Source organism: Cupriavidus sp. 207A1, assembly GCF_057798955.1.
In genome coordinates this window covers 265,313-286,275 of record NZ_JBYOJO010000005.1, presented here as the reverse complement: position 1 = coordinate 286,275, position 20,963 = coordinate 265,313, and the positions used below count along the sequence as shown (strand labels likewise).

Sequence of the window (20,963 nt, the reverse complement as noted above, 5' to 3'; positions counted from 1 at the left end):
CGTTAGGCGCCGCCCCGGGCCTGTGCTTCGATACTATGACAGACAGACCTGTCTAGCAATCGCCCGATCAGCCTTCCAGCTGGGCGGCAGCATCGCGCAGCGCCGTGCGCAGGCCCTCTTCCACCACCGGGTGGTAGAACGGCATGGTCAGCATCTGCGCGATGGTCAGCCCCTGCTGGTACGACCATGCCAGCAGGTGGGCGATGTTCTCGGCGCGCGGGCCGGTCCATTCGGCGCCCAGGAAGCGGCCCGTGGCCTGGTCGGCATAGACGTGCATCAGCCCCCGGTTCTTCAGCATGACGCGGCTGCGGCCCTGGTCTTCAAAGCTCACCTCACCGGTGACGAAGCTGCCCTCGGCCAGGTCCGCATAGCGCTGACCGACCATCGCGATCTGCGGGTCGGTGAACACCACCGCGATCGGCGCGCGGCGCGCCAGCGGCTTCACCTGCGGATAGCTGGCGGCGTTCTCGCCGGCGGCCTTGCCCTCGTCCGCGGCCTCATGCAGCAGCGGCAGGATGTTGTTGGCATCGCCGGCGATAAAGACCGGCGCGTTGCCGCACTGGAGCGTGTGCGCGTCGAACAGCGGCACGCCGCGCGCATCCAGCGCCAGGCCGGTGTTCTCCAGGGCCAGGCCGCGCACATTGGGCGCGCGTCCGGTGGCTGCCAGCGCGTAGTCGAAGCGCTCGGTCACGCTGCGGCCTTCGCGGTCGAGGTAGGTCACCAGCACCTGGTCGCCGTCGCGGCCCATGTCGGTCACCTGCGCGTCAGGATCGAGATAGAACTCCTGGTTGAAGTTGCGCGCCGCGTCGGCGCGGATCACCGGGTCGGTCAGCGGCCCCAGCGAGCCGCTGACGCCGAACACGCGCACCCGCACCCCCAGCCGCGACAGCGCCTGGCCCAGCTCCAGCCCGATCACGCCGGGGCCGAACACCACCACGCTGGCAGGCAGGTCCTGCCACGAGAACACATCGTCATTGACGATCAGGCGGTCGCCGAACACCTTGAACGGCGCCGGCAGCACCGGCGTGGAACCGGTGGCGATGACCACGCGGCTGGCGCGCACGGTGGTGTGCCCGTCCACGTCCAGCGTGGTGGTGTCGATAAAGCGGGCATGGCCCCGAATGCGGTCGGCCGGCGCGATGTTCTCCACGCCGCGCACCACGAAGCCGACAAAGCGATCGCGCTCGCTGCGCACGCGCGCCATCACCTCGCGGCCATCGATGCGGATCTGGCCGTCGACATGCACGCCGAACGGCGCGGTGTGGCGCAGTTCATGCGCGGCCTCGGCGGCGGCGATCAGCAGCTTGGAGGGCATGCAGCCCACGCGGGCACAGGTGGTGCCGTAGGGCCCGCCCTCGATGATCACGGCGCGCTTGCCGGCCGCAATCGCGGCGCGGTAAGCGGCAAGGCCGGCGGTGCCTGCGCCGATCACGGCGACGTCGGTCTGGATGGTGGTCATGGCGGTGGTTCCTTTGTGTTCTGAAGCGTCAGGCTGGGTCAATCAGCGGGCTGGATGGCGCCGCCAGGCGCCGGATTCGCGGGCAAGGCGGCGCCATCGGGTCCGGCGACTGCCGGCCCCGTGGCTCGGGGCAAGAATGGGAATCAGCTGATTGCAGCTCAGGCGGCCAGGTACTGCTGCAGCGCTTCGGCGCCGCCGATCAGCTTGCCGTTGATAAAGACCTGCGGCGCGGTCATCTCGCCCGACACAGCGCCCAGCACCTTGCCGCGCACTTTGTTGTCGAGCGGCACGTCGATGTAGTCGAAGCCGTTGTCGTCGAGCAGCTGCTTGGCCTTGGCGCAGAACGAGCACCCGACCTTGGAGAACACCACCACCTGGTCAGGCTTGCGCGCGCCGGGGGCGATGTGGGCCAGCATGGTGTCGGCATCGGACACCTTGAACGGGTCGCCCGGCTCCTCCGGCTCGATGAACATCTTCTGCACCACGCCGTCCTTGACCAGCATCGCATAGCGCCAGCTGCGCTTGCCGAAGCCCAGGTCGGCCTTGTCCACCAGCATGCCCATGCCTTCGGTGAATTCACCGTTGCCGTCGGGAATCATGGTGATGTTTGCGGACTCCTGGTCCTTGGCCCATTCGTTCATCACGAAGGTGTCGTTCACCGACACGCACAGGATGTCGTCGACACCATGCCTGGCGAAGACGGGGGCCAGTTCGTTGTAGCGCGGCAGGTGGGTCGAGGAACAGGTCGGGGTGAAGGCGCCCGGCAGCGAGAACACCACCACGGTCTTGCCGTCGAACAGCTCGCCGCTGGTGACGGTCTTCCACTCGTTGTCTTCACGCACACGGAAAGCGACATTGGGAACGCGTTGGCCTTCGCGGGATTGCAGCATCAGTTCACTCCTGGTTCTGGATCGGGTTGGTTTCAGCTGCGGGTTGCAGCGAAGGCCCTATTCTGGAGACCGGGATGTGATTTGTACAATTCATCGTATCAACAGCGATGATTGCCAAAGACTATGATTGGCTCATAGGTGCCACTTATCGGTCCGAAACCTCCGGCGCGCGCGGACGAAAAAGCATATTTTTTCGGGAAAACCCCGGGGAGTGCCCTATCATGCGGCATCTCCTCCGATTCCCTTCTTCGCAATGACCCGACCTTGCCGCCTGCCGTACCGCCATCGGTGGGCATCCCTGCTCGCGCTGTCGCTTGCGCTGGCCCTTCCCGCGCACGCCCAGACGCTGAAGAAGCCGGCGCTGGAAGCACTGGCCGGCAACAGCCAGGCTGCGGCCAAGGCGGCCCAGGCCGACCTGCCGGCCTTCATGGCGGCGGCGGCCAAGGCCGAGCCGACGGTCGCGCCCGCGGTGGCGGCGTGGCAGTCGAAGGCGCCGCTGTCGGGCGACAACCTGGTCAATGTCGCCCGGCTGCTAGGGGTCTACAACCGGCTGCGCAACGAGGCCGCGGCCATCGACGTGCTCGGCAAGATGGTGGCGCTGCGCACCGTGCGCGAGGAAAAGATCGCCCAGCACGAGAATCCCGCCATCATCGAGTTCGGCAAGATGATCGAAGGCATGGCGCGCGAGTTCGGGCTGGCCTATCGCAATGTCGATAACCGCGTGTTCGAGGTGACCCTGCCCGGCGGCGGCAAGGACACCTTCGGCATCCTGACCCACGCCGACGTGGTGCCGGCGGTGGCCGAGGAATGGGTGCTGGACGACGGCACCAGGCTTGACCCGTTCCGCATGACGCGCATCGGCGACCTGCTGTACGGGCGCGGCACCATCGACGACAAGGGCTCGATCGCGGCGGTGCTGTACGCGATGAAGACCGTCAAGGAAAGCGGCGTGCCGCTCGAGCGCAGCATCCGGCTGATGATCGAGACCACCGAGGAAACCGGTGGCGACGGCATGAAGTACTACCGCCAGCACACTACGCTGCCCGAGTACAACGTCGTGCTCGACAGCAAGTATCCGGCCGTAGTGGCCGAGAAAGGCGCGGGCACGCTGACCGTCTCGTTCGGCATCAAGGCGGCCGACGACAAGCGCGTGCCCAGCCAGGCCGACAGCAAGGGCCCGGCGATCGTCGCGATGCGCGGCGCGGCCTCGGCCAACGCCATTCCCGAAACCGCCACCGCGCGCATCGCCGGCGGCGATCTCGCCGCGGTGGCCGCAGCGCTGGAACAGGCGCGCGCCGAGTTCGTGCGCCGCTACACGCCGCGCGGCAAGTTCTCGATCGAGGTCAAGCGCGCCGGCAACGATGTCGAGGTCAAGGTCACCGGCGCCTCGGCGCACGGCTCGCGGCCCGAAGAAGGCGTGAACCCGCTGCCGCGGCTGGCGCTGTTCCTGCAGGCCAGCGGCGTGCGCTTTGCCGAAAACCACTACCTGAACGCGGTCCGCTACCTGAACGACCTGTACGGCCTGGACTACCTGGGCAACCGCATGGACGTGGCCTACCGCGATCCGTTCATGGGCCCGCTGACCATGTCGCCCACGCTGGTGCGCGAGCGCGGCGAATACGTCGATGTGGTCACCAACGTGCGCATGCCGCGCGGGCGCACGCCGGACGAGCTGGGCGGCAAGATCACCAAGCGCATCTTCGGCTGGGCCGCCACCCATGGGCCGGTCGAGATCAAGTACGACCAGGGCAACTGGATGGCGCGCGATCCGAAGGGCGCGTGGTTGTCCACGCTGCTTAACATCTTTGGCGACACCACCGGGCTCGAAGCCAAGCCGGTCTCCACCGCCGGCAGCACCACCGCCAAGCTGATGCCTAACGCCATCAATTTCGGGCCGGCCATGCCGGGCAAGAAGTACACCGCGCACAACGCGCGCGAGTACAAGGAAGTGGCCGACCTCAATCTCGATATGCAGATGTTCACCGAGATGCTGGTGCGGATCGGCAACCTGGACAAGATGCAGTAAGCCGGCCTTTCGTTTTTGCCCCTGTCCCGCGCGCGGGACAGGGGCAAGATTCATTACAGCCCCAGCTCGCTCAAGCCCGGATGCCCGTCCGGGCGCCGGCCCAGCGGCCAGTGGAACTTGCGGTCCTCTGACCGGATCGGCGCATCGTTGATGCAGGCAAAGCGCCTGCGCATCAGCCCCGCCTCATCGAACTCCCAGTTCTCGTTGCCATATGACCGGTACCAGTTGCCGGAATCGTCGTGCCATTCATAGGCAAAGCGCACGGCGATGCGGTTCTCCTCGTGCACCCATAGCTCCTTGATCAGGCGGTAATCCAGCTCCTTCTGCCATTTGCGCTGCAGGAACGCGACGATATCAGTGCGGCCGTTGACGAACTCGGCGCGGTTGCGCCATGCGCTGTCGACGGTATAGGCCAGCGCCACGCGTTGCGGGTCGCGGCTGTTCCAGCCGTCCTCGGCGGCGCGGACCTTGGCGATGGCGGTTTCGTAGGTAAACGGAGGCAGCGGCGGCCGGATTTCAGATGGTGAGGACATGAAAGCTCCTTTAAGGGACTGGCATTGAACTGAGAAGAATCACGGGGTGATACAGATCTGTCTCATTATTGGTAGACAGATCTGTCTTGTCAAGGCAGGATGGCGAGAGAATTTGAAAGCAAGAGGCGGAGTGCGTCACGCACCGGCTCGCCCTAAAGTTGGCACCATGCAAGCACAGGACAGGAGATTCGCAGTGGGCACCAGCCAGATTCAGCGCCCCGAAATGGCAGTCGCCGGGCCGCGCCGGCCGGTTCCGCAGCCACGTGGCGCGGCTGTCGGGCGGCGGCATGACGCGTCCGTGGCGACCCGGGTCGACGGCGTCGACTGGACCGCGGTCGCGCGCGAGCTCGATGACTTCGGCTGCGCCGCCATCCCCGCCCTCTTGTCCGCCGACGAATGCGACGCGCTGGCCGCCGGCTATGGCAACGATGCACTGTACCGCTCGCGCATCGAAATGCGCCGGCACGGCTTCGGCCAGGGCGAATACAAGTACTTCCGCTATCCCCTGCCCGGCCTGGTCGCGGCACTGCGCACGGCGCTCTACCCGCACCTGGTGCCGGTGGCCAACCGCTGGAATGCCGCCATGGGCATCGACGTCCGCTACCCCGCCGCGCACCCGGACTTTATCGCCCGCTGTCACCACGCCGGCCAGTCGCGGCCGACGCCCTTGCTGCTGCGCTACGGCCCGGGCGACTACAACTGCCTGCACCAGGACCTGTACGGCGAGCACGTGTTCCCGCTGCAGGTGGCGGTGCTGCTTTCCGAGCCCGGCCGCGACTTCACCGGCGGCGAGTTCGTGCTGACCGAGCAGCGCCCGCGCATGCAGTCGCGCGCCGAGGTGGTGACGCTGCGCCAGGGCGATGCCGTGGTGTTCGCGGTCAGCCAGCGGCCGGTGCAGGGCAGCCGCGGCAGCTATCGCGTGAACCTGCGGCATGGCGTCAGCCGGCTGCATGCCGGACAGCGCTACACGCTCGGCATCATCTTTCACGACGCTACGTGAGGCAGCCATGACCCGATCCATCCGTTCCGCACAAGCAGCCGAAGCGGCCCTGGTCGAACAGGATCCGCGCTGGGCGCGCGTGCTGGCGCGCGACCCCGGCGCCGACGGCGACTTCGTCTATGCGGTCAGGACCACCGGCGTGTATTGCCTGCCGAGCAGCCCGTCGCGCCTGCCGCATCCGGCCAATGTCGAATTCTTCGACAACGCCGCCGCGGCCGAAGCCGCCGGCTACCGGCCCAGCCGCCGTGCCGCGCAGCCGGCGCTGGCGACACGACACGCGGCCATGGTGGCCGAGGCCTGCCGCCGGATCGAGGCCGCCGACGCCGTGCCCACGCTGCCGGAGCTGGCCAGCGCCGCGGGCATCAGCCCCTATCACTTCCACCGCCTGTTCAAGAGCGCTACCGGCCTGACCCCACGCGCGTACGCTGCCGCGCATCGGGCCAGGAAACTGCGCGAGCAACTGGGCTCCAGCGACTCCGTGACCGAAGCCATCTACGACGCCGGGTTCGGCTCCAACAGCCGCTTCTACGAGAGCGCCGACGCCGTGCTCGGCATGACCCCATCGCGCTACCGCGCCGGCGGCGCCGACATCGATATCCGCTTTGCCATCGGGGAATGCTCGCTGGGCGCGATCCTGGTGGCGCAGAGCCAGCGCGGCGTCTGCGCGATCCTGCTGGGCGACGATCCGCAAGCGCTGCTGCAAGACCTGCAGGACCGCTTCCCGCGTGCCAACCTGATCGGCGGCGACGCGCAGTTCGAGCAGTTGGTGGCGCAGGTGGTGGGCCTGATCGAAGCGCCTTCGATCGGCCTGGCACTGCCGCTGGACGTGCGCGGCACCGCCTTCCAGCAGCGCGTATGGCAAGCGTTGCGTGAAATCCCGGCCGGCAGCACCGCCAGCTACGCCGAGATCGCGGCCCGCATCGGCGCGCCGCGCGCGGTGCGCGCGGTGGCGCAGGCCTGCGCGGCCAACCACCTGGCGGTGGCGATTCCCTGCCATCGCGTGGTGCGCAGCGACGGCGACCTGTCGGGCTATCGCTGGGGCGTGGCGCGCAAGCGCGAACTGCTGGAGCGCGAGGCGCAGGGCTGAAGCCGCGCGCCGCTCAGCCCATAGCGGGCGCCTGGATCTTTGCCAGGTAATCGTGGATCTGCGCCACCACCGCCGCGCCTTCGCCAACCGCGGCGGCAACGCGCTTGGTCGATCCCGCCCGCACGTCGCCGATGGCGAACACCCCCGGCACGCTGGTCTGCAGCGGATACGGCACCGCCGACGCGCAGCCCAGCGAGCCGCCGCCGGTGCGCACGAAGCCCTTGTCATCGACCTCGACATGGCAGGTGCGCAGCCACGTCGCATTCGGGTCGGCGCCGATGAACAGGAACAGGTGCCGCACCGCCATGGTGACCGGCGCGGGATGCTCGGCGCGGCAATCGTAGTGCACCGCGCTGAGCCAGCCGTCGCCGTCGAGCGCGCTGATCTGTGCGTGGGTATGCAGCGTGATATTGGGCAGCGCTGCAATGCGGTCGATCAGGTAGCGCGACATGGTGGCGGCCAGGCCCGGGCCGCGCACCAGCATATGCACGTGGGCCGCATGCGAAGCCAGGAACACCGCCGCCTGCCCGGCCGAATTGCCGCCGCCCACCAGCATCGCCGGCTCGTTCTTGCACAGCTTGGCCTCCACCGGCGAGGCCCAGTAGTAGACCCCGCGGCCTTCGAAATGCTCGAGCGCGGCGATGTCGGGGCGGCGGTACTGCGCGCCGGTGGCGATCACCACGGTATGGGTCGGCACCATGCGGCCGTCGGTCAGCTCCAGTCGTATCGGGTCGGCGCCGCAGTGCAATGCTTTGACCTCAAGCGGAATCGCGATGTGCGCGCCGAACTTGAGCGCCTGCACGAACGCGCGCCCGGCCAGCGCCTGTCCGGAGATGCCGGTCGGAAAGCCCAGGTAGTTCTCGATGCGCGCGCTCGCGCCCGCCTGCCCGCCCGGCGAGCGGCAATCGATCACCGCCACCGACAGGCCTTCGGAGGCGGCATAGACCGCCGTGGCCAGCCCTGCCGGCCCGGCACCGACCACCACCACGTCATAGACGTGGTCGGGGTCGAACTCCGGCAGCAGGCCGAGGCACGACGCCAGTTGCCCCTCGTCCGGGGCGCGCAGCACGCGGCCGTCGGCGCAGATCACCAGCGGAAAGTCGCTCGCGGGCGCGTTGGCGTAGTCGAGCAATAGGGAACAGTCGCGGTCGGCGTCGATATCGATGACCGTATGCGGGTAGCCGTTGCGCCGCAGGAACGCCTGCAGCGCCAGCAGCTGCGGCTCGGTGCCGTGGCCAACCAGCACCGGGCCGCTGCCGAACTCGATCAGCCCCACGCGGCGCAGGATCAGGGCGCGCATGATGCGCTCGCCCAGTTCGGCCTCGGCCACCAGCAGCGCGCGCAGCCGGTCCGGCATGATCACGTAGCCGTGGGTCTCGGTGACGGCGACGCCGTCGACCAGAGCGGGGCGGCCGGCCAGGGTGCCGACCTCGGCCAGGAAGTGCCCGGCGCCCTGCTCGGTGATCTGGTGTTCGCGTCCGAGGCCGTCGCGCCGCATCACGCGTACGCGGCCGCTGGTGACCAGATACATACCGCGCCCGGACTGGCCAATGGCAAACAGCTTTTCGCCCGCGTGCCAGCTCTGCGGCGTGCCGAAACGCCGCACGCGCGCCATCTCGTCGGCAGTGAGTTGCGGGAACATCTGGTGCCAGCGTGATTCCAGCGTGGAGTACGGTGCGTCCAGGCCGCCACCGGCTTCCGCGCCCGGCTCCGTTTCGGCCGCCACTGCCTCCGCCTGCAAGTTCGTCATGCTGCCCCCTGATGACATCGGTACCTGCCGGATCGCCCATATCCCGGCTGCCGCGGCGCGGCTTATCGATAGTAGACGGCACGACCAGGAATGCGAGGCCATGGGCGCCGACAGTTGCGCATTGCGCCGGCTTGGGATTGAATGTTCGCCTCGGCGCTCCGGCAAGCCTGTACCGGCGCCGCCACTGTCAGAACACTGAAGACTTGATGCCATCCACCCCTGAATCCGATCCGACCCCGTCCAACGACCGTCCCGCGCGCGCGGCATTGCGCGCCCTCACGCCAGTCGAAGGACGCGTGCTGGGCGTGCTGGTCGAAAAGCAGCACACCGTACCCGATACCTACCCGCTGTCGCTCAACGCGCTGGCTTCGGGCTGCAACCAGAAGACCGCGCGCGCGCCGGTGATGAACGTCAGCGAGGCCGAGATCCTTGAGGCCATCGACGGCCTCAAGGGCCTGAGCCTGGTCTTCGAAGGCAGCAGCAGCCGCGTGCCGCGCTTCGAGCACAACATGCAGCGGGCGCTCGGCGTGCCGAGCCAGTCGGTCGCGCTGCTGGCGATGCTGCTGCTGCGCGGCCCGCAGACGGCCGCGGAACTGCGCCTGAATACCGCGCGCCTGCACAGCTTTGCCGACATTTCCTCGGTCGAGGCCTTCCTCGACGAGCTGGCCAGCCAGGCGCCGCCGCGCGTGGTGCGCCTGCCGCGTGCCCCCGGCGCCCGTGAAAACCGCTGGATGCATCTGCTGAGCTGCGAAGCCAGCGCCGCCGCGGCGGCCGAAGACAGCGGGCGTGGCGCCGACGGCGACGCCGCACCGTCGGCGGAGCTGGAACAGCTGCGCGCCGAGCAGCAGGCCCTCACCGAAAAAGTGGCCAGGCTGCAGGGCCTGGTCGAACATATGGCCGCGCAGCTAGGCATCTCCGCGGACGAGTTTCTCGGCTGATCCCGAGTACCGACCATCCCGCCGGAAGCTCCGCCCCCGCCCTTGCTGGCTCACATTTACGGGTTGGGGTAAATTCAAGGCGGTTAATTGCGCTATTACAAAAAAGAACGCGCCCGCCGCGGTGGCGGGCCGAACTGTCGGATGGCCTGTACGTCGCCTATCCTTTTGCACAGGAAGCCGACAAGCCAGGGGAGACCGCCGCAGCCATGGACAAGACAGCCTTTGTATTCGCCGGCGGCGGAAGCCTGGGTGCGATCCAGGTCGGGATGCTGCGTGAACTGGCGGCCTGGGGCGTATCGCCCGATATCGTGATCGGCGCGTCGGCCGGGGCCATCAACGGTGCCTACTTTGCCTGCAACCCGGGCTTGGGCGGCGCGCAGCGACTAGAGGAACTGTGGCGCGCGATCCGGCGCACGGACATCCTGCCGTGGAGCTGGCGCAGTGTCTGGAACATGTTCGGCGGCAGCCGCGGCCATCTCGTGGAGGCGACGGGTTTGCGCAGCCTGCTGTCACGGCATTTCGGGCCGCGCAAGCTGGAAGCCGCCGAACTGCCGCTGCACGTGGTGGCGACCGACATGCAGAGCGGCGACGAGGTGGTGCTGTCCAGTGGCAGCATCGTCGACGCGGTGCTGGCCAGCGCCGCCATCCCTGGCGTCTTTCCGCCGGTGCAGTTCGGGGGCCGTACCCTGATCGACGGCGGCGTGGCCAACAATACGCCGGTGTCGACCGCGATCCGCCTGGGCGCCACCCGCGTGATCGTGCTGCCGGCGGGCTTTACCTGCGCCGAACGCCGTCCGCCGCGCGGCGCGCTGGAGCATGCGTTCAACGCGCTCTCGCTGCTGGTGGCGCGCCAGCTGGTGCAAGACCTGCAGCACTTCTCCAGCCAGGCGCAGATCAGCGTGGTTCCGCCGCTGTGCCCGCTCGACATCTCGCCCTACGACTACTCACGCTGCGGTGAACTGATCGACCGCGCTGCAGCCACCACGGCCGAGTGGCTGCGCGCCAAGGGCCTCGACACTCCACGCATCCCCGGCGCCCTCGCCCCGCATTCGCATGACGAGACGGCACCGAGCTGCAGTGCCGACATTCCGGCGGCAGCGCCGCACTGAAGCGCGGGCTCACCGCCGCGACTCCACTGCGCCGGCCTGCATTGCCGGATGGATCGAAGCGCCGAAGTACCGCGGGGATGGCAAGCCGCCCCCCGCGCCGTTGCTACAATCCGGCCCATGCCCAGCCAAGCCGAACGCAGCGCCAGTACCCGCCAGTCCCTGATCGAAGCCGCCGCGACCCTGCTCATCGAGCAAGGCTACGCGGCCTTTGCCGAAGCGCGCGTGTGCGAGCTGGCGGGCACCAGCCGCGGCTCGCTGCGCCACCACTTTCCGGAAGGGCGCTACGACCTGCTGCCGGCCATGCTGAAGCTGCTGCTCGAGCGCGAGGCCGAGCGCCTGGCTGCGCTCGGGCCGCTGGGCCCGTCACTGCGCCTGCACCTGATGCTGCATGTGCTGGCACACCGGCCGCAACGGCATGCCTCGCTGGCGATTCTGGAGGTGTGGATGGCAACGCGCGGCGACATCCGTCTTGCCCGCGCCGTGCACGAACCGCTGGCGGCGGTGCCGCAGCGGCTGTTCGGCCAGCCGCCGGACGCACCGCCACAGCCGGAATGGCTGGCACTGCGCTGTTTCCTGCACGGCGCCACCCTGCACAGCTTCGCGCCGGACTACGATGCGCGGCAACTGTCGGAGGCCGTGCGCTGGCTGATCGCGCAGCTGCCACGGCCCGACGGCCTGGACGCGGTGCTGGCCCGGATGCAGGCCCAGCCGCGCTAGCGTGCTGACCTGCACGCTGACCTGCACGCTGACCTGCGCGCTGACCTGCACGCTCAAGGCAGCCGCGCCAGCAGCCGGTCGTGCAGCGCGGGCGGCAATGCCAGCCTGCCCTTGCGGCCCGGCGCGGCCGGATCGAACACCACGGCGTGCCCGTCCCAGCTGAGCCGCACCGGCCCGGTACTGGTGAAGGTGCGATGGGCCAGCACCCGGTCGCGTTCGGCGCCGTAGATCCGCAGCAGGATCCGCTCGCCGCCCAGGTAGCAGTATTCGGCGGCGTAGCGGGCCGCGGCATCTACCATCGGCACCCGGCGGCAGTTGTGCGCGCCGGCCCGCTCGGTAACGCCGTGGCCGTAGACGATGGCGGTCCAGATCGCGCCGACCGCCAGCACGCGGCCGGCGCTGACCAGCAGCATGCGCCGGGCACGCGCCGGGCGCCCATGCGGCGATGCCATGACATAAGCCACCGCGCGGAACGCGGCCAGTCCCAGCAACAGCAGCGCCACCGCGGCCAGGTGGAAATAGACCGCCGAATCCGGCATTGACGCCATGATATGGGCCATCCCTGCCCTCCTCCCCGTAAATGCCTGAAGCCACGGCCGGCAAGGGCCAGCCAGCATCCGGCATTCCAGTCCCGAACAAAATTAATCGGCGGGATTTATTCCCGATAATCAATAATGCACGCCTTATTTCCATTCAAGCCACCAGAATAATCAAGCGCCGGGATCGCGCCAATTCGGTGTATTCCCGCTGTGCTATTTTTGCGGGGCGTTATCGGAATGATTTGCGGGAGGCAGACTGGCCAGCAGCGCGAGCAGCCGTGCCGCCGTTGGCGCCACGATCGCTGCCAGCACCGTGGCCATGCCTGCATCGCCGTCGCGGGCGGCATGCTCGAGCCGCTGCGCCGTCAGCCGCAGCGCATGGCAACCGACATAGTGGGCGGAGGCCTTGAGCCGGTGCGCTACGCCCCGCACCGCCTCCAGGTCCGGCCCGGCCCGGCGCAGTTGCGCCAGGTCATCGCGGGTCGAGGTCACCAGCGCATGCAGCAGTTCCCTGGCGAATGCCGGGTTGCCGAAGGTCTGCGCGGCAATGGCCCCGGCGATGCCGGCGCCCTCGCGCGGGGACAGCGCCACGTAGTGCTGGCCGGCCAGCATGGCGAGCAAGGACGCTTCGGTGACCGGCGCGGGCAGAGTGGCCACGCCCGCGTCTGTGCCAGCCGCCGGTACCGCGCCCGGCGGCAACACCAAGGCGCAAACCGCGCCGCGGGCGCGCCATGTGTGCATCAGCGAGGAAGGCACCCCGGCAGCCGCACTCGCCATCACCAGTTCGACATCGGCGGCCATATCCGCCTCTGGCGCGCCCACGTCGATCCGCACCACAAAGCCAAGGTCATGCAGGATCCGGGCGGTATCCGCGAGCCGGCCCGGGGCGCCGGCGGGTGCAAGGAGCAAGGCTCTGGGGCCGGACTGCGCTTCGGCCGCGTCCACGCTATCCCACCGCAATATGGTGGCGCCGCGCAAAATCGATGACATCGACAATCGATTTTGCGCCCAGCTTTTCCATCACCCGGGTCTTGTGCGTGCTGACGGTCTTGTTGGAAATAAACAAAACCTGCCCGATTTCCTTGTTCGACATGCCCTTGGCCAGCATCTGCATGACCACCAGTTCCTTGTCCGACAGCGAGGCCAGCCGTTCGGCTTCGTCGGCCAGCCCGGATTTGCCGTGGTCGATTTCCGGCATCACCGTATAGCCCGCCAGCACCGACTCCGTGCACCGCACGATTTCGGCCAGCTCCTGCGTCTTGCTGACAAAGCCATGGGCGCCGGCATGGCGCGCGCGCGGGGCGAAGGCGTTCTGGTCCTGGCCCGAGATCACCAGGATGCGCACCGTGGGATGGCTGGCCTTGAGGCGCGGAATCACGTCCAGCCCGTTGATCTTGGGAATATCCAGATCCAGGATGACCACGTCGGGCAGGTATTGCCGCACGATCTCGATGGCCGCCTGGCCATTGTCCGCCTCGAGCACGTGGGTGATGCCCAGCACCTGGGAAAAGTGCGTCTTGAGTACGGCACGCACGGGCGGGTGGTCATCGACGATCAGGATTGTGGTCAAGCTGTACTCCGTTGCAAACATCGCGTTTTCCGCGCGAGGGGGCACATCATTGTGCTAAGCCTTTGCGCCTTACGAAACCAGAAATTTCCGAGGCTCGGGTGGTTTCTTCCGAAAGGCCGCGCCTGCCATAGCGGCGGTGCCGTTCATGTGATGCACCGCAAACGTGCTGGCATTGCAGTGCCGCCGACATGCCTCCCACCACGCCGCAAGCGGGCCCAGATTGTGTTCTATATGTGGCGCAGCCGACGGCAAAGTGCCCGCGATTTCGAAATTTCCGTATCAATTTCAGATTCGTCCTAATGAGATGGCGGGCCCGCGCCCCTAGAGTGAAAGCACTTCACCGACCTCGCCGACCCGCTTGCCGCTCCGTCCACTCTCTTCTGCTTCGCCACCCGTCACCACGCGCCCGCTTCGTGCTGCTGTCGATTCCACCCAACCCGCCCCGGCCCCGGCAAGGGCCGGCCGGAGCGCGCGTGCGCGGCGACTCGCGTGCGCCATGGCCATGGCCGTGGCCATCGGCCTGTCGCATGGCGCGCTGACCGCGGCGCTGGCGGCGACCGTGCCGGCGTCCGCGCCAGCGGCGCATTCGCATGCGCACCTGCTGGGCTGGTCCACCGGGGTGCTCTGCGTCCTCACGCCATGCCTGCTGGCGTGGATCATCGCGCTGTACCGCGAGGTGCGCCGACGCCGTGCCGCCGAAACCGCCCTGCAAGACTGCGTTGCCATCCAGACCGCGCTGCTTGACGGCATTCCGCAGCCGGTCTACCTGCGCGACGCGGCGTTGCGGCTCATCGCCTGCAACCGCAGCTATGAGGAACTGCTTGGCGCCACGCGCGGCAGCCTGCTGGGACAGCCGCTGGACGCCGTGCTGTCGGCACACCCCCTTGCCACCGATATGGCCGAGCTGGCTCGCGACTACCGCCAGGTCGTCGAAGACGGCGCACCGCTGCACGCGGACCGGTGCCTGCACCTGGGCGACCGCACGCTGCACGTACTGAACTGGCTGACCCCGCTGCGCGGCGCCGACGGCTCCATCAAGGGCCTGGCTGGCGGCTGCGTCGACCTGACCGAGCGCCACCAGATGCTGGCCGAGCTGGCCCAGGCCAAGACCGAGGCGGAAGCCGCCAACCGCACCAAGTCCGCGTTCCTGGCGTCGGTCAGCCACGAGATCCGCACGCCGATGAATGCCATCACCGGCATGCTCGAGCTGACGCTGGCGCAATGCCAGTTGCCGGACGAGCAGCGGCTGCAGCTGGTCACCGCACACAAGTCGGCACTGGGGCTGCTGGCGCTGATCGATGACCTCCTCGACCTGTCCAAGCTGGAGGCCGGCAAGTTCAGCATCCACCCGGCGCCAGCGTCGCTGTCAGGGCTGGTCGACGATACCCTGCTGATCTTCGGACCCGTGGCAGCGCAAAAGGGCTTGCCCCTGACCAGCGGCGTCAGCGCCGCGCTGGCGCCGCTGCATCAGGTCGACGCGCTGCGCTTCCGGCAGATCCTGGCCAACCTGGTGTCCAATGCGGTGCGCTTTACCGACAGCGGCACGGTCCACGTCCGCCTGGATGCGCAGGCGCCCTGCGACGGCGTCCAGCACGTCATGCTGACGGTCTCCGACAGCGGTGTCGGCATTCCCTTCGAGGCCCAGGTCCGGCTGTTCCAGCCGTTCGAGCAGGTGCATGGCTGCGCGCGCACCCATGCCGGCGGCACCGGGCTGGGACTGGCCATCTGCCGGCGCCTGGCCACTGCCATGGGCGGCGGCATCACGCTCACCAGCCAGCCGGGCCGGGGCACGCGCGTGCTGGTGTCGCTGCCGCTGCAAATCGCCAGCGCACCGCAGCCGGCCGAGCCGGCGCCGCCATTGCCCGTGGCGGGTTGTCCGCGGCGCGGCGCCTGCATCCTGGTCATCGATGACCACGCCCCCAATCGCCTGCTGCTGCAACGCCAGCTGGAACACCTGGGCCACCGCGTCAGCACGGCGTGCGATGGCTGCGAAGCGCTGGCCGCGCTGGACCGCGACAAATTCGACGTGATCGTTTGCGACTGCGCCATGCCGGTGATGGACGGCCTCGCCTTCACGCGCGCGGTGCGGGCCCGCGGCGACGCCCACCACCGCGTGCCCATCGTCGGCTGCACCGCCAGTGCCGCCGCCAGCGACCATGCCGCGGCCCTGGACGCGGGCATGAACGCCGTGGTGGTCAAGCCGGTGGGCCTGCAGGCCCTGGATGCCGCCGTGTCGCAGGCGTGCGGCGGCCGGCCGCCGCCACCGTCCAGGACGCCGCAGCCGGAACCAGCCGGCCCCGGCCAGGGGCAAGACCTGGTGCCGTCTGCCGGCATGGTGAGCGAGGACAGTTCCCGCGACGAAGCCGCCCCCGGCGCGCGGGCATCGTGGTGTGCGGTCTGCCGCGCGATGAACGTGCAGTGCGACCGCATAGATCTGCCCGAGGACTGACCGGTCCGCTTCAGGACTCCATCGGCACCGCGCTGGTGCACTTGATCTCGTCCAGGCACACGCTCGACTTCACGCCGCTGACGCCCGGAATGCGCATCAGCGTATCCAGCAGGAAATCCGACAGCGATTTCAGGTCGCGCGCGACCACCTTCAGCACGTAGTCGATATCGCCCGTCACCGAGAAGCACTCCTGGATCTGCGCCAGTTCCGCCACCAGCCGCTTGAAGTTGGACAGGTCGCGGATATGCCCGCGCTCCATCGTTACATGGATAAAGGCCACCACGCCGAAGCCCAGCGCCGCGGCGTCCAGCCGCGCCTCGTAGCGCTTGACCAGCCCGGCCTCTTCCAGCCGGCGGTGGCGCCGCAAGGTCTGCGCCGGCGACAGCGCGATGGCCTCGGCCAGTTCCAGGTTGGATGCCCGCCCGTGCTCCTGCAGCACCCCGAGCAAGCGGCGATCGGTGCGGTCCAGCTCGATTGATTGCACTTTGGTTTCCTCATCTTACGCATTCAGGAAATCAAATTTCATAATCTAGGGTTTCCCTGCCTGTTTTACGAAATCCAATTTTGCCGCCCCGAATATACACTGCATCCCAAGCAAGCGCACCGCAAACCCCTGCAGACAGGGCTCCGGTGCCGAGCCGGCTGGCCCCGGCGCGACTGCGCAAGCAAGTGCTGAAGCCACAATATTATTTCCCACCCCTACGTTCTTACCGAGAAAGCCATGGCCGACCTGTTTGACAATCCGATGCAGCTGATGGGCTTCGAATTCGTGGAATTCGCCTCGCCCACCCCCAACCTGCTTGAGCCACTGTTCGAGCAGATGGGTTTCACGCTGGTGGCAAAGCACCGTTCCAAGGATGTGGTGCTGTACCGCCAGGGCGACGTGAACTTCATCGTCAACCGCGAGCCGCACAGCCACGCCGCCTACTTTGCCGCCGAGCACGGCCCCAGCGCCTGCGGCATGGCTTTCCGCGTCAAGGATTCGCACAAGGCCTATGCGCGCGCGCTGGCACTGGGCGCGCAGCCGGTCGAGATCCCGACCGGCCCGATGGAGCTGCGCCTGCCGGCAATCAAGGGCATTGGCGGCGCGCCGCTGTACCTGATCGACCGCTTCGAGGAAGGCAAGTCGATCTATGACATCGACTTCGAGTTCATCGAGGGCGTCGACCGCCATCCGGTCGGTCACGGCCTCAAGCTGATCGACCACCTGACCCACAACGTCTACCGTGGCCGCATGGCGTATTGGGCCAATTTCTACGAAAAGCTGTTCAATTTCCGCGAAATCCGCTACTTCGACATCCAGGGCGAATACACCGGCCTGGCCTCCAAGGCCATGACCGCGCCGGATGGTAAAATCCGCATTCCGCTGAACGAGGAATCGTCCAAGGGCGCCGGGCAGATCGAAGAGTTCCTGATGGCCTTCAACGGCGAAGGCATCCAGCACATCGCCTTCCTGACCGACAACCTGATCGAAGTCATCGACCGCCTGCAACTGGCCGGCGTGCCGCTGATGACCGCACCGAACGACTACTACTACGAGGCGCTCGACACCCGCCTGCCCGGCCACGGCCAGCCCGTCGAGCAACTGAAGTCGCGCGGCATCCTGCTGGACGGCACCACCGAAGGCGGCAAGCCCCGTCTGCTGCTGCAGATCTTCTCCAAGACCGCGCTCGGCCCGGTGTTCTTCGAGTTCATCCAGCGCCAGGGCGACGAAGGCTTCGGCGAAGGCAACTTCAAGGCACTGTTCGAGTCGCTGGAACGCGACCAGATCGAACGCGGCACGCTCAAGGTCGAGGCCTGACCGGCATCGGCCAGCACTGACCGGCCGCCTTCGTCGGCGCGCCGGTCCGGCAACGCGCACGCCCCGCGCGGCAGACACCCTGCCGCGCGCGCGGCGACGACCCCCAGGCCCAAGCGTCCGACTCCGACAATAGCCAGAGACGCGGGCCCGCATTCCATGAGAATGGGTAGAGGACACACTGCATGCATTCCAGCAACAATGACGGCTCGCTCAAGCGCGGGCTGAAGAACCGGCACATCCAGCTGATCGCTCTGGGTGGCGCCATCGGCACCGGACTTTTCCTGGGCATCGCCCAGACCATCAAGATGGCGGGGCCTTCGGTCCTGCTGGGCTACGCGATCGCCGGCATCGTGGCGTTCTTCATCATGCGCCAGCTCGGCGAGATGGTGGTGGACGAGCCCGTCGCCGGCTCGTTCAGCTTCTTTGCCGACAAGTACTGCGGCCATTTCGCCGGCTTCCTGTCGGGGTGGAACTACTGGGTGCTGTATATCCTGGTGAGCATGGCCGAGCTTTCCGCGGTCGGCATCTACGTGCAGTACTGGTGGCCGGAGATTCCCACCTGGGTCTCGGCGCTGGCGTTCTTCGTCATCATCAACGCGATCAACCTGGCCAGCGTGAAATCCTTCGGCGAGATGGAATTCTGGTTCTCGATCATCAAGGTCGCGGCGATCATCGGCATGATCGGCTTCGGCGGCTACCTGCTGCTGTCCGGCAACGCCGGCCCGCAGGCCAGCGTGGCCAACCTTTGGCAGCACGGCGGCTTCTTCCCCAACGGCATGGGCGGCCTGGTGATGGCCATGGCGGTGATCATGTTCTCGTTCGGCGGCCTGGAACTGGTCGGAATCACCGCGGCCGAGGCGGACTCGCCCGAGAAGACCATCCCCAAGGCTACCAACCAGGTGATCTACCGCATCCTGATCTTCTATGTGGGCGCGCTGGCGGTGCTGCTGTCGCTGTACCCGTGGGAGAACGTGGTCACCGGCGGCAGCCCGTTCGTGCTGATCTTCCACGCGCTGAACAGCAACTGGGTGGCCAATGTGCTGAACGTGGTGGTGCTGACCGCGGCGCTGTCGGTCTACAACAGCGGCGTGTACTGCAACAGCCGCATGCTGTACGGCCTGGCCAAGCAGGGCAATGCGCCCAAGGCGCTGCTCAAGGTCAACCAGCGCGGCATCCCGCTGACGGCACTGGCGTTCTCGGCGGTGGCCACCGCGGCCTGCGTGGTGATCAACTACTTCATGCCGGGCAAGGCCTTCGAGCTGCTGATGGGGCTGGTGGTGTCGGCGCTGATCATCAACTGGGCCATGATCAGCCTGATCCACCTGAAGTTCCGCGCCGACAAGCGCAAGGCCGGCCAGGCCACGGCGTTCCAGAGCTGGGGCTATCCGCTGACCAACTACCTGTGCCTGGTGTTCCTGGCCGGCATCCTGGTGGTGATGTACCTGACCGAAGGCCTGCGCCTCTCGGTGTACCTGATCCCGGTGTGGCTGGTGGTGCTCGGCGTGAGCTACCTGGTGCGCCAGAAGAAGGCCGGCGCCGCGCTGCAAGCCGGTGTGGCCGCGCAGCAACTGCGCTGACCGCCCCCCAGCCAGGCTGGCGCCTGCAGGCCGCGGGCGCCGCCGGTTAAAATCCCAGGCTGCGCGGCGCCTTGCGCCGCGGCAGCCGCCCCCGACCCAACTCCATCGCATCCCATGTTCGCACACATCGAGGCCTTTCCCGGCGATCCGATCCTCTCGCTAAACGAGGACTTCCAGCGTGACCCGCGCACCGACAAGGTCAACCTGAGCATCGGCATCTACTTTGACGACGACGGCCGCCTGCCGGTGATGCAGGCGGTGGCGCAGGCCGAGGCCGCGCTGCTGGCCGACATGGGTCCGCGCCCCTACCTGCCGATGTCGGGCCTGGCGGCCTACCGCAACGCCGTGCAGGCGCTGGTGTTCGGCGAGGACTCGCCGGCGCGCGCCGCCGGCCGCATCGCCACGCTGCAGACGCTGGGCGGCTCGGGCGCGCTGCGCGTGGGCGCTGATTTCCTCAAGCGCTACTACCCGCAGGCGCAGGTGTGGATCAGCGACCCCAGCTGGGAAAACCACCGCGTGGTGTTCGAGCGCGCCGGATTTACCGTCAATACCTACCCGTACTATGACGACGCCACCGGCGGCCTGAAGTTCGACGCCATGATGGACGCGCTGCGCGCGATCCCGGCCGGCAGCATCGTGCTGCTGCACGCGTGCTGCCACAACCCGACCGGTGTCGACCTGAACCAGGACCAGTGGCGCCAGCTGATCGCGCTGCTCAAGGCCAACCAGCTGCTGCCGTTCGTCGACATGGCCTACCAGGGTTTTGGCGCCGGCCTGGAAGACGACGCCTTCGCCATCCGCGAATTGGTGGCGCAGGACGTGCCCTGCCTGGTAGCCAACTCGTTCTCGAAGAACTTCTCGCTGTACGGCGAGCGCTGCGGCGGCCTGAGCGTGTTCTGCAACACCGCGGCCGAAGCATCGAACGTGCTGGGCCAGCTGACCGGCGCGGTGCGCGCCAACTACAGCAACCCGCCCACGCACGGTGCGCGCGTGGTCGCCAAGGTGCTGACCACGCCCGAGCTGCGCCAGCTGTGGGAACAGGAACTGGCCGAGATGTGCGGCCGCATCGCGCGCATGCGCGAGGCCATCCACCACAATCTGCGCGACCATGTCAGCGGCGAGGCGCTGTCGCGCTACCTGACCCAGCGCGGCATGTTCACCTACACCGGCCTCACCGCCGACCAGGCCGAGCGCCTGCGCGAGCAGCACGGCGTGTACCTGCTGCGCTCGGGCCGCATGTGCGTGGCCGGGCTGAACGAGGGCAATGTCGGCATCGTGGCCAAGGCCATCGGCAGCGTGCTGAAGGGCTGAACCCGGTTCCACACGGCCTCACGGCGGCGCCTCCGGGCGCCGTTTTTGTTTTGTGGCGCGCGGATTCACCCAGCGTAATTTCTACACGCACCGCGTGGCGTTTTTGACGCTTGCGCCGCCGTGTAGCCGTACCGCCTGCGGCGCCATGGCCGGGGCGCTGCCCGGCACTGAACTTGCAGCCTTCCGGTATTCCCGGCGCCTTCCGAC

At 67.8% G+C, this 20,963-nt stretch carries 18 protein-coding genes; 10 read left to right on the top strand and 8 right to left on the bottom strand.

The genetic code is table 11. The features are described 5' to 3' along the window. Positions 1-67: 67 nt before the first annotated feature. A complete protein-coding gene (locus AC3FMM_RS11595) occupies positions 68-1,459 on the bottom strand; it encodes a dihydrolipoyl dehydrogenase (protein ID WP_488686634.1) in 1,392 nt (463 codons plus the stop codon). Between the two features lie 158 nt (positions 1,460-1,617). Then, positions 1,618-2,349: a glutathione peroxidase gene (locus AC3FMM_RS11590; protein WP_116314282.1), complete on the bottom strand. Its 732-nt coding sequence runs from the start codon at positions 2,347-2,349 to the stop codon at positions 1,618-1,620. Between the two features lie 253 nt (positions 2,350-2,602). Here AC3FMM_RS11590 and AC3FMM_RS11585 point away from each other — a divergent pair, with 253 nt between their 5' ends. Further along, a complete protein-coding gene (locus AC3FMM_RS11585) occupies positions 2,603-4,375 on the top strand; it encodes a dipeptidase (protein WP_488686633.1) in 1,773 nt (590 codons plus the stop codon). Between the two features lie 53 nt (positions 4,376-4,428). On the opposite strand, the gene AC3FMM_RS11580 is transcribed toward AC3FMM_RS11585, so the two are convergent. Continuing rightward, a complete protein-coding gene (locus tag AC3FMM_RS11580) occupies positions 4,429-4,908 on the bottom strand; it encodes a nuclear transport factor 2 family protein (protein WP_116314280.1) in 480 nt (159 codons plus the stop codon). A 193-nt stretch (positions 4,909-5,101) separates the two neighbouring features. Between AC3FMM_RS11580 and AC3FMM_RS11575 the strand changes: the two genes are divergently transcribed. After that, positions 5,102-5,908, top strand: a complete 807-nt coding sequence (locus AC3FMM_RS11575; protein WP_488686632.1) for a 2OG-Fe(II) oxygenase — start codon at positions 5,102-5,104, stop codon at positions 5,906-5,908. Between the two features lie 7 nt (positions 5,909-5,915). Next, on the top strand, positions 5,916-6,995 hold the full coding sequence (gene ada / locus AC3FMM_RS11570; protein WP_488686631.1) for a bifunctional DNA-binding transcriptional regulator/O6-methylguanine-DNA methyltransferase Ada: 1,080 nt from the start codon (positions 5,916-5,918) through the stop codon (positions 6,993-6,995). A gap of 13 nt (positions 6,996-7,008) precedes the next feature. Here ada and AC3FMM_RS11565 read toward each other — a convergent pair whose 3' ends face one another. Further along, positions 7,009-8,745 (bottom strand): FAD-dependent oxidoreductase, encoded by a 1,737-nt coding sequence (locus tag AC3FMM_RS11565; RefSeq protein ID WP_488686630.1) that lies wholly within the window; start codon positions 8,743-8,745, stop codon positions 7,009-7,011. Between the two features lie 206 nt (positions 8,746-8,951). On the opposite strand from AC3FMM_RS11565, the gene AC3FMM_RS11560 reads away from it, so the two are divergent. The 3 genes from AC3FMM_RS11560 (at position 8,952) to AC3FMM_RS11550 (ending at position 11,509) form a co-directional block, all read left to right on the top strand. Further along, positions 8,952-9,683, top strand: a complete 732-nt coding sequence (locus AC3FMM_RS11560) for a YceH family protein (protein WP_488686629.1) — start codon at positions 8,952-8,954, stop codon at positions 9,681-9,683. A gap of 206 nt (positions 9,684-9,889) precedes the next feature. After that, on the top strand, positions 9,890-10,792 hold the full coding sequence (locus tag AC3FMM_RS11555; RefSeq protein WP_488686628.1) for a patatin-like phospholipase family protein: 903 nt from the start codon (positions 9,890-9,892) through the stop codon (positions 10,790-10,792). Between the two features lie 117 nt (positions 10,793-10,909). Further along, positions 10,910-11,509: a TetR/AcrR family transcriptional regulator gene (locus tag AC3FMM_RS11550; protein WP_115713459.1), complete on the top strand. Its 600-nt coding sequence runs from the start codon at positions 10,910-10,912 to the stop codon at positions 11,507-11,509. Between the two features lie 53 nt (positions 11,510-11,562). Here AC3FMM_RS11550 and AC3FMM_RS11545 read toward each other — a convergent pair whose 3' ends face one another. The 3 genes from AC3FMM_RS11545 to AC3FMM_RS11535 form a co-directional block, all read right to left on the bottom strand. Continuing rightward, positions 11,563-12,069 (bottom strand): hypothetical protein, encoded by a 507-nt coding sequence (locus tag AC3FMM_RS11545; RefSeq protein ID WP_116314275.1) that lies wholly within the window; start codon positions 12,067-12,069, stop codon positions 11,563-11,565. 192 nt (positions 12,070-12,261) lie between these two features. Next, positions 12,262-12,993: an Hpt domain-containing protein gene (locus AC3FMM_RS11540; RefSeq protein ID WP_488686627.1), complete on the bottom strand. Its 732-nt coding sequence runs from the start codon at positions 12,991-12,993 to the stop codon at positions 12,262-12,264. Position 12,994: 1 nt separating this feature from the next. Beyond that, positions 12,995-13,618, bottom strand: a complete 624-nt coding sequence (locus AC3FMM_RS11535) for a response regulator (RefSeq protein WP_488686626.1) — start codon at positions 13,616-13,618, stop codon at positions 12,995-12,997. Positions 13,619-14,114: 496 nt separating this feature from the next. Between AC3FMM_RS11535 and AC3FMM_RS11530 the strand changes: the two genes are divergently transcribed. Further along, a complete protein-coding gene (locus AC3FMM_RS11530) occupies positions 14,115-16,067 on the top strand; it encodes a PAS domain-containing sensor histidine kinase (RefSeq protein WP_488686625.1) in 1,953 nt (650 codons plus the stop codon). A gap of 10 nt (positions 16,068-16,077) precedes the next feature. Here AC3FMM_RS11530 and AC3FMM_RS11525 read toward each other — a convergent pair whose 3' ends face one another. Next, the gene (locus AC3FMM_RS11525; protein WP_115683172.1) at positions 16,078-16,551 is read right to left on the bottom strand and encodes an Lrp/AsnC family transcriptional regulator; all 474 of its coding nucleotides are present in this window, start codon (positions 16,549-16,551) and stop codon (positions 16,078-16,080) included. Between the two features lie 237 nt (positions 16,552-16,788). Here AC3FMM_RS11525 and hppD point away from each other — a divergent pair, with 237 nt between their 5' ends. The 3 genes from hppD to AC3FMM_RS11510 all read left to right on the top strand — a co-directional run bounded on the left by hppD (position 16,789) and on the right by AC3FMM_RS11510 (position 20,756). After that, complete coding sequence (hppD, locus tag AC3FMM_RS11520; protein ID WP_115713462.1) at positions 16,789-17,868, top strand: 4-hydroxyphenylpyruvate dioxygenase; 1,080 nt, start codon at positions 16,789-16,791, stop codon at positions 17,866-17,868. 182 nt (positions 17,869-18,050) lie between these two features. After that, entirely contained in the window at positions 18,051-19,445 is a 1,395-nt protein-coding gene (locus AC3FMM_RS11515) for an amino acid permease (protein ID WP_488686624.1), read from the top strand. A 114-nt stretch (positions 19,446-19,559) separates the two neighbouring features. Further along, positions 19,560-20,756, top strand: coding sequence for an amino acid aminotransferase (locus tag AC3FMM_RS11510; RefSeq protein WP_116314273.1), 1,197 nt, complete (start codon positions 19,560-19,562; stop codon positions 20,754-20,756). Positions 20,757-20,963 lie beyond the last annotated feature (207 nt).

What these genes read in the sequence shown, in the direction of transcription:
- AC3FMM_RS11560 (WP_488686629.1), top strand. Translation starts at nt 8,952, where the DNA reads ATGCCATCCACCCCTGAATCCGATCCGACCCCGTCCAACGACCGTCCC.
- hppD (WP_115713462.1), top strand. Translation starts at nt 16,789, where the DNA reads ATGGCCGACCTGTTTGACAATCCGATGCAGCTGATGGGCTTCGAATTC.
- AC3FMM_RS11565 (WP_488686630.1), bottom strand. Translation starts at nt 8,745, where the DNA reads ATGACGAACTTGCAGGCGGAGGCAGTGGCGGCCGAAACGGAGCCGGGC.
- AC3FMM_RS11585 (WP_488686633.1), top strand. Translation starts at nt 2,603, where the DNA reads ATGACCCGACCTTGCCGCCTGCCGTACCGCCATCGGTGGGCATCCCTG.
- AC3FMM_RS11510 (WP_116314273.1), top strand. Translation starts at nt 19,560, where the DNA reads ATGTTCGCACACATCGAGGCCTTTCCCGGCGATCCGATCCTCTCGCTA.
- AC3FMM_RS11550 (WP_115713459.1), top strand. Translation starts at nt 10,910, where the DNA reads ATGCCCAGCCAAGCCGAACGCAGCGCCAGTACCCGCCAGTCCCTGATC.
- AC3FMM_RS11530 (WP_488686625.1), top strand. Translation starts at nt 14,115, where the DNA reads ATGGCCATGGCCGTGGCCATCGGCCTGTCGCATGGCGCGCTGACCGCG.
- AC3FMM_RS11515 (WP_488686624.1), top strand. Translation starts at nt 18,051, where the DNA reads ATGCATTCCAGCAACAATGACGGCTCGCTCAAGCGCGGGCTGAAGAAC.
- AC3FMM_RS11590 (WP_116314282.1), bottom strand. Translation starts at nt 2,349, where the DNA reads ATGCTGCAATCCCGCGAAGGCCAACGCGTTCCCAATGTCGCTTTCCGT.
- AC3FMM_RS11595 (WP_488686634.1), bottom strand. Translation starts at nt 1,459, where the DNA reads ATGACCACCATCCAGACCGACGTCGCCGTGATCGGCGCAGGCACCGCC.
- AC3FMM_RS11545 (WP_116314275.1), bottom strand. Translation starts at nt 12,069, where the DNA reads ATGGCCCATATCATGGCGTCAATGCCGGATTCGGCGGTCTATTTCCAC.
- AC3FMM_RS11555 (WP_488686628.1), top strand. Translation starts at nt 9,890, where the DNA reads ATGGACAAGACAGCCTTTGTATTCGCCGGCGGCGGAAGCCTGGGTGCG.
- ada (WP_488686631.1), top strand. Translation starts at nt 5,916, where the DNA reads ATGACCCGATCCATCCGTTCCGCACAAGCAGCCGAAGCGGCCCTGGTC.
- AC3FMM_RS11580 (WP_116314280.1), bottom strand. Translation starts at nt 4,908, where the DNA reads ATGTCCTCACCATCTGAAATCCGGCCGCCGCTGCCTCCGTTTACCTAC.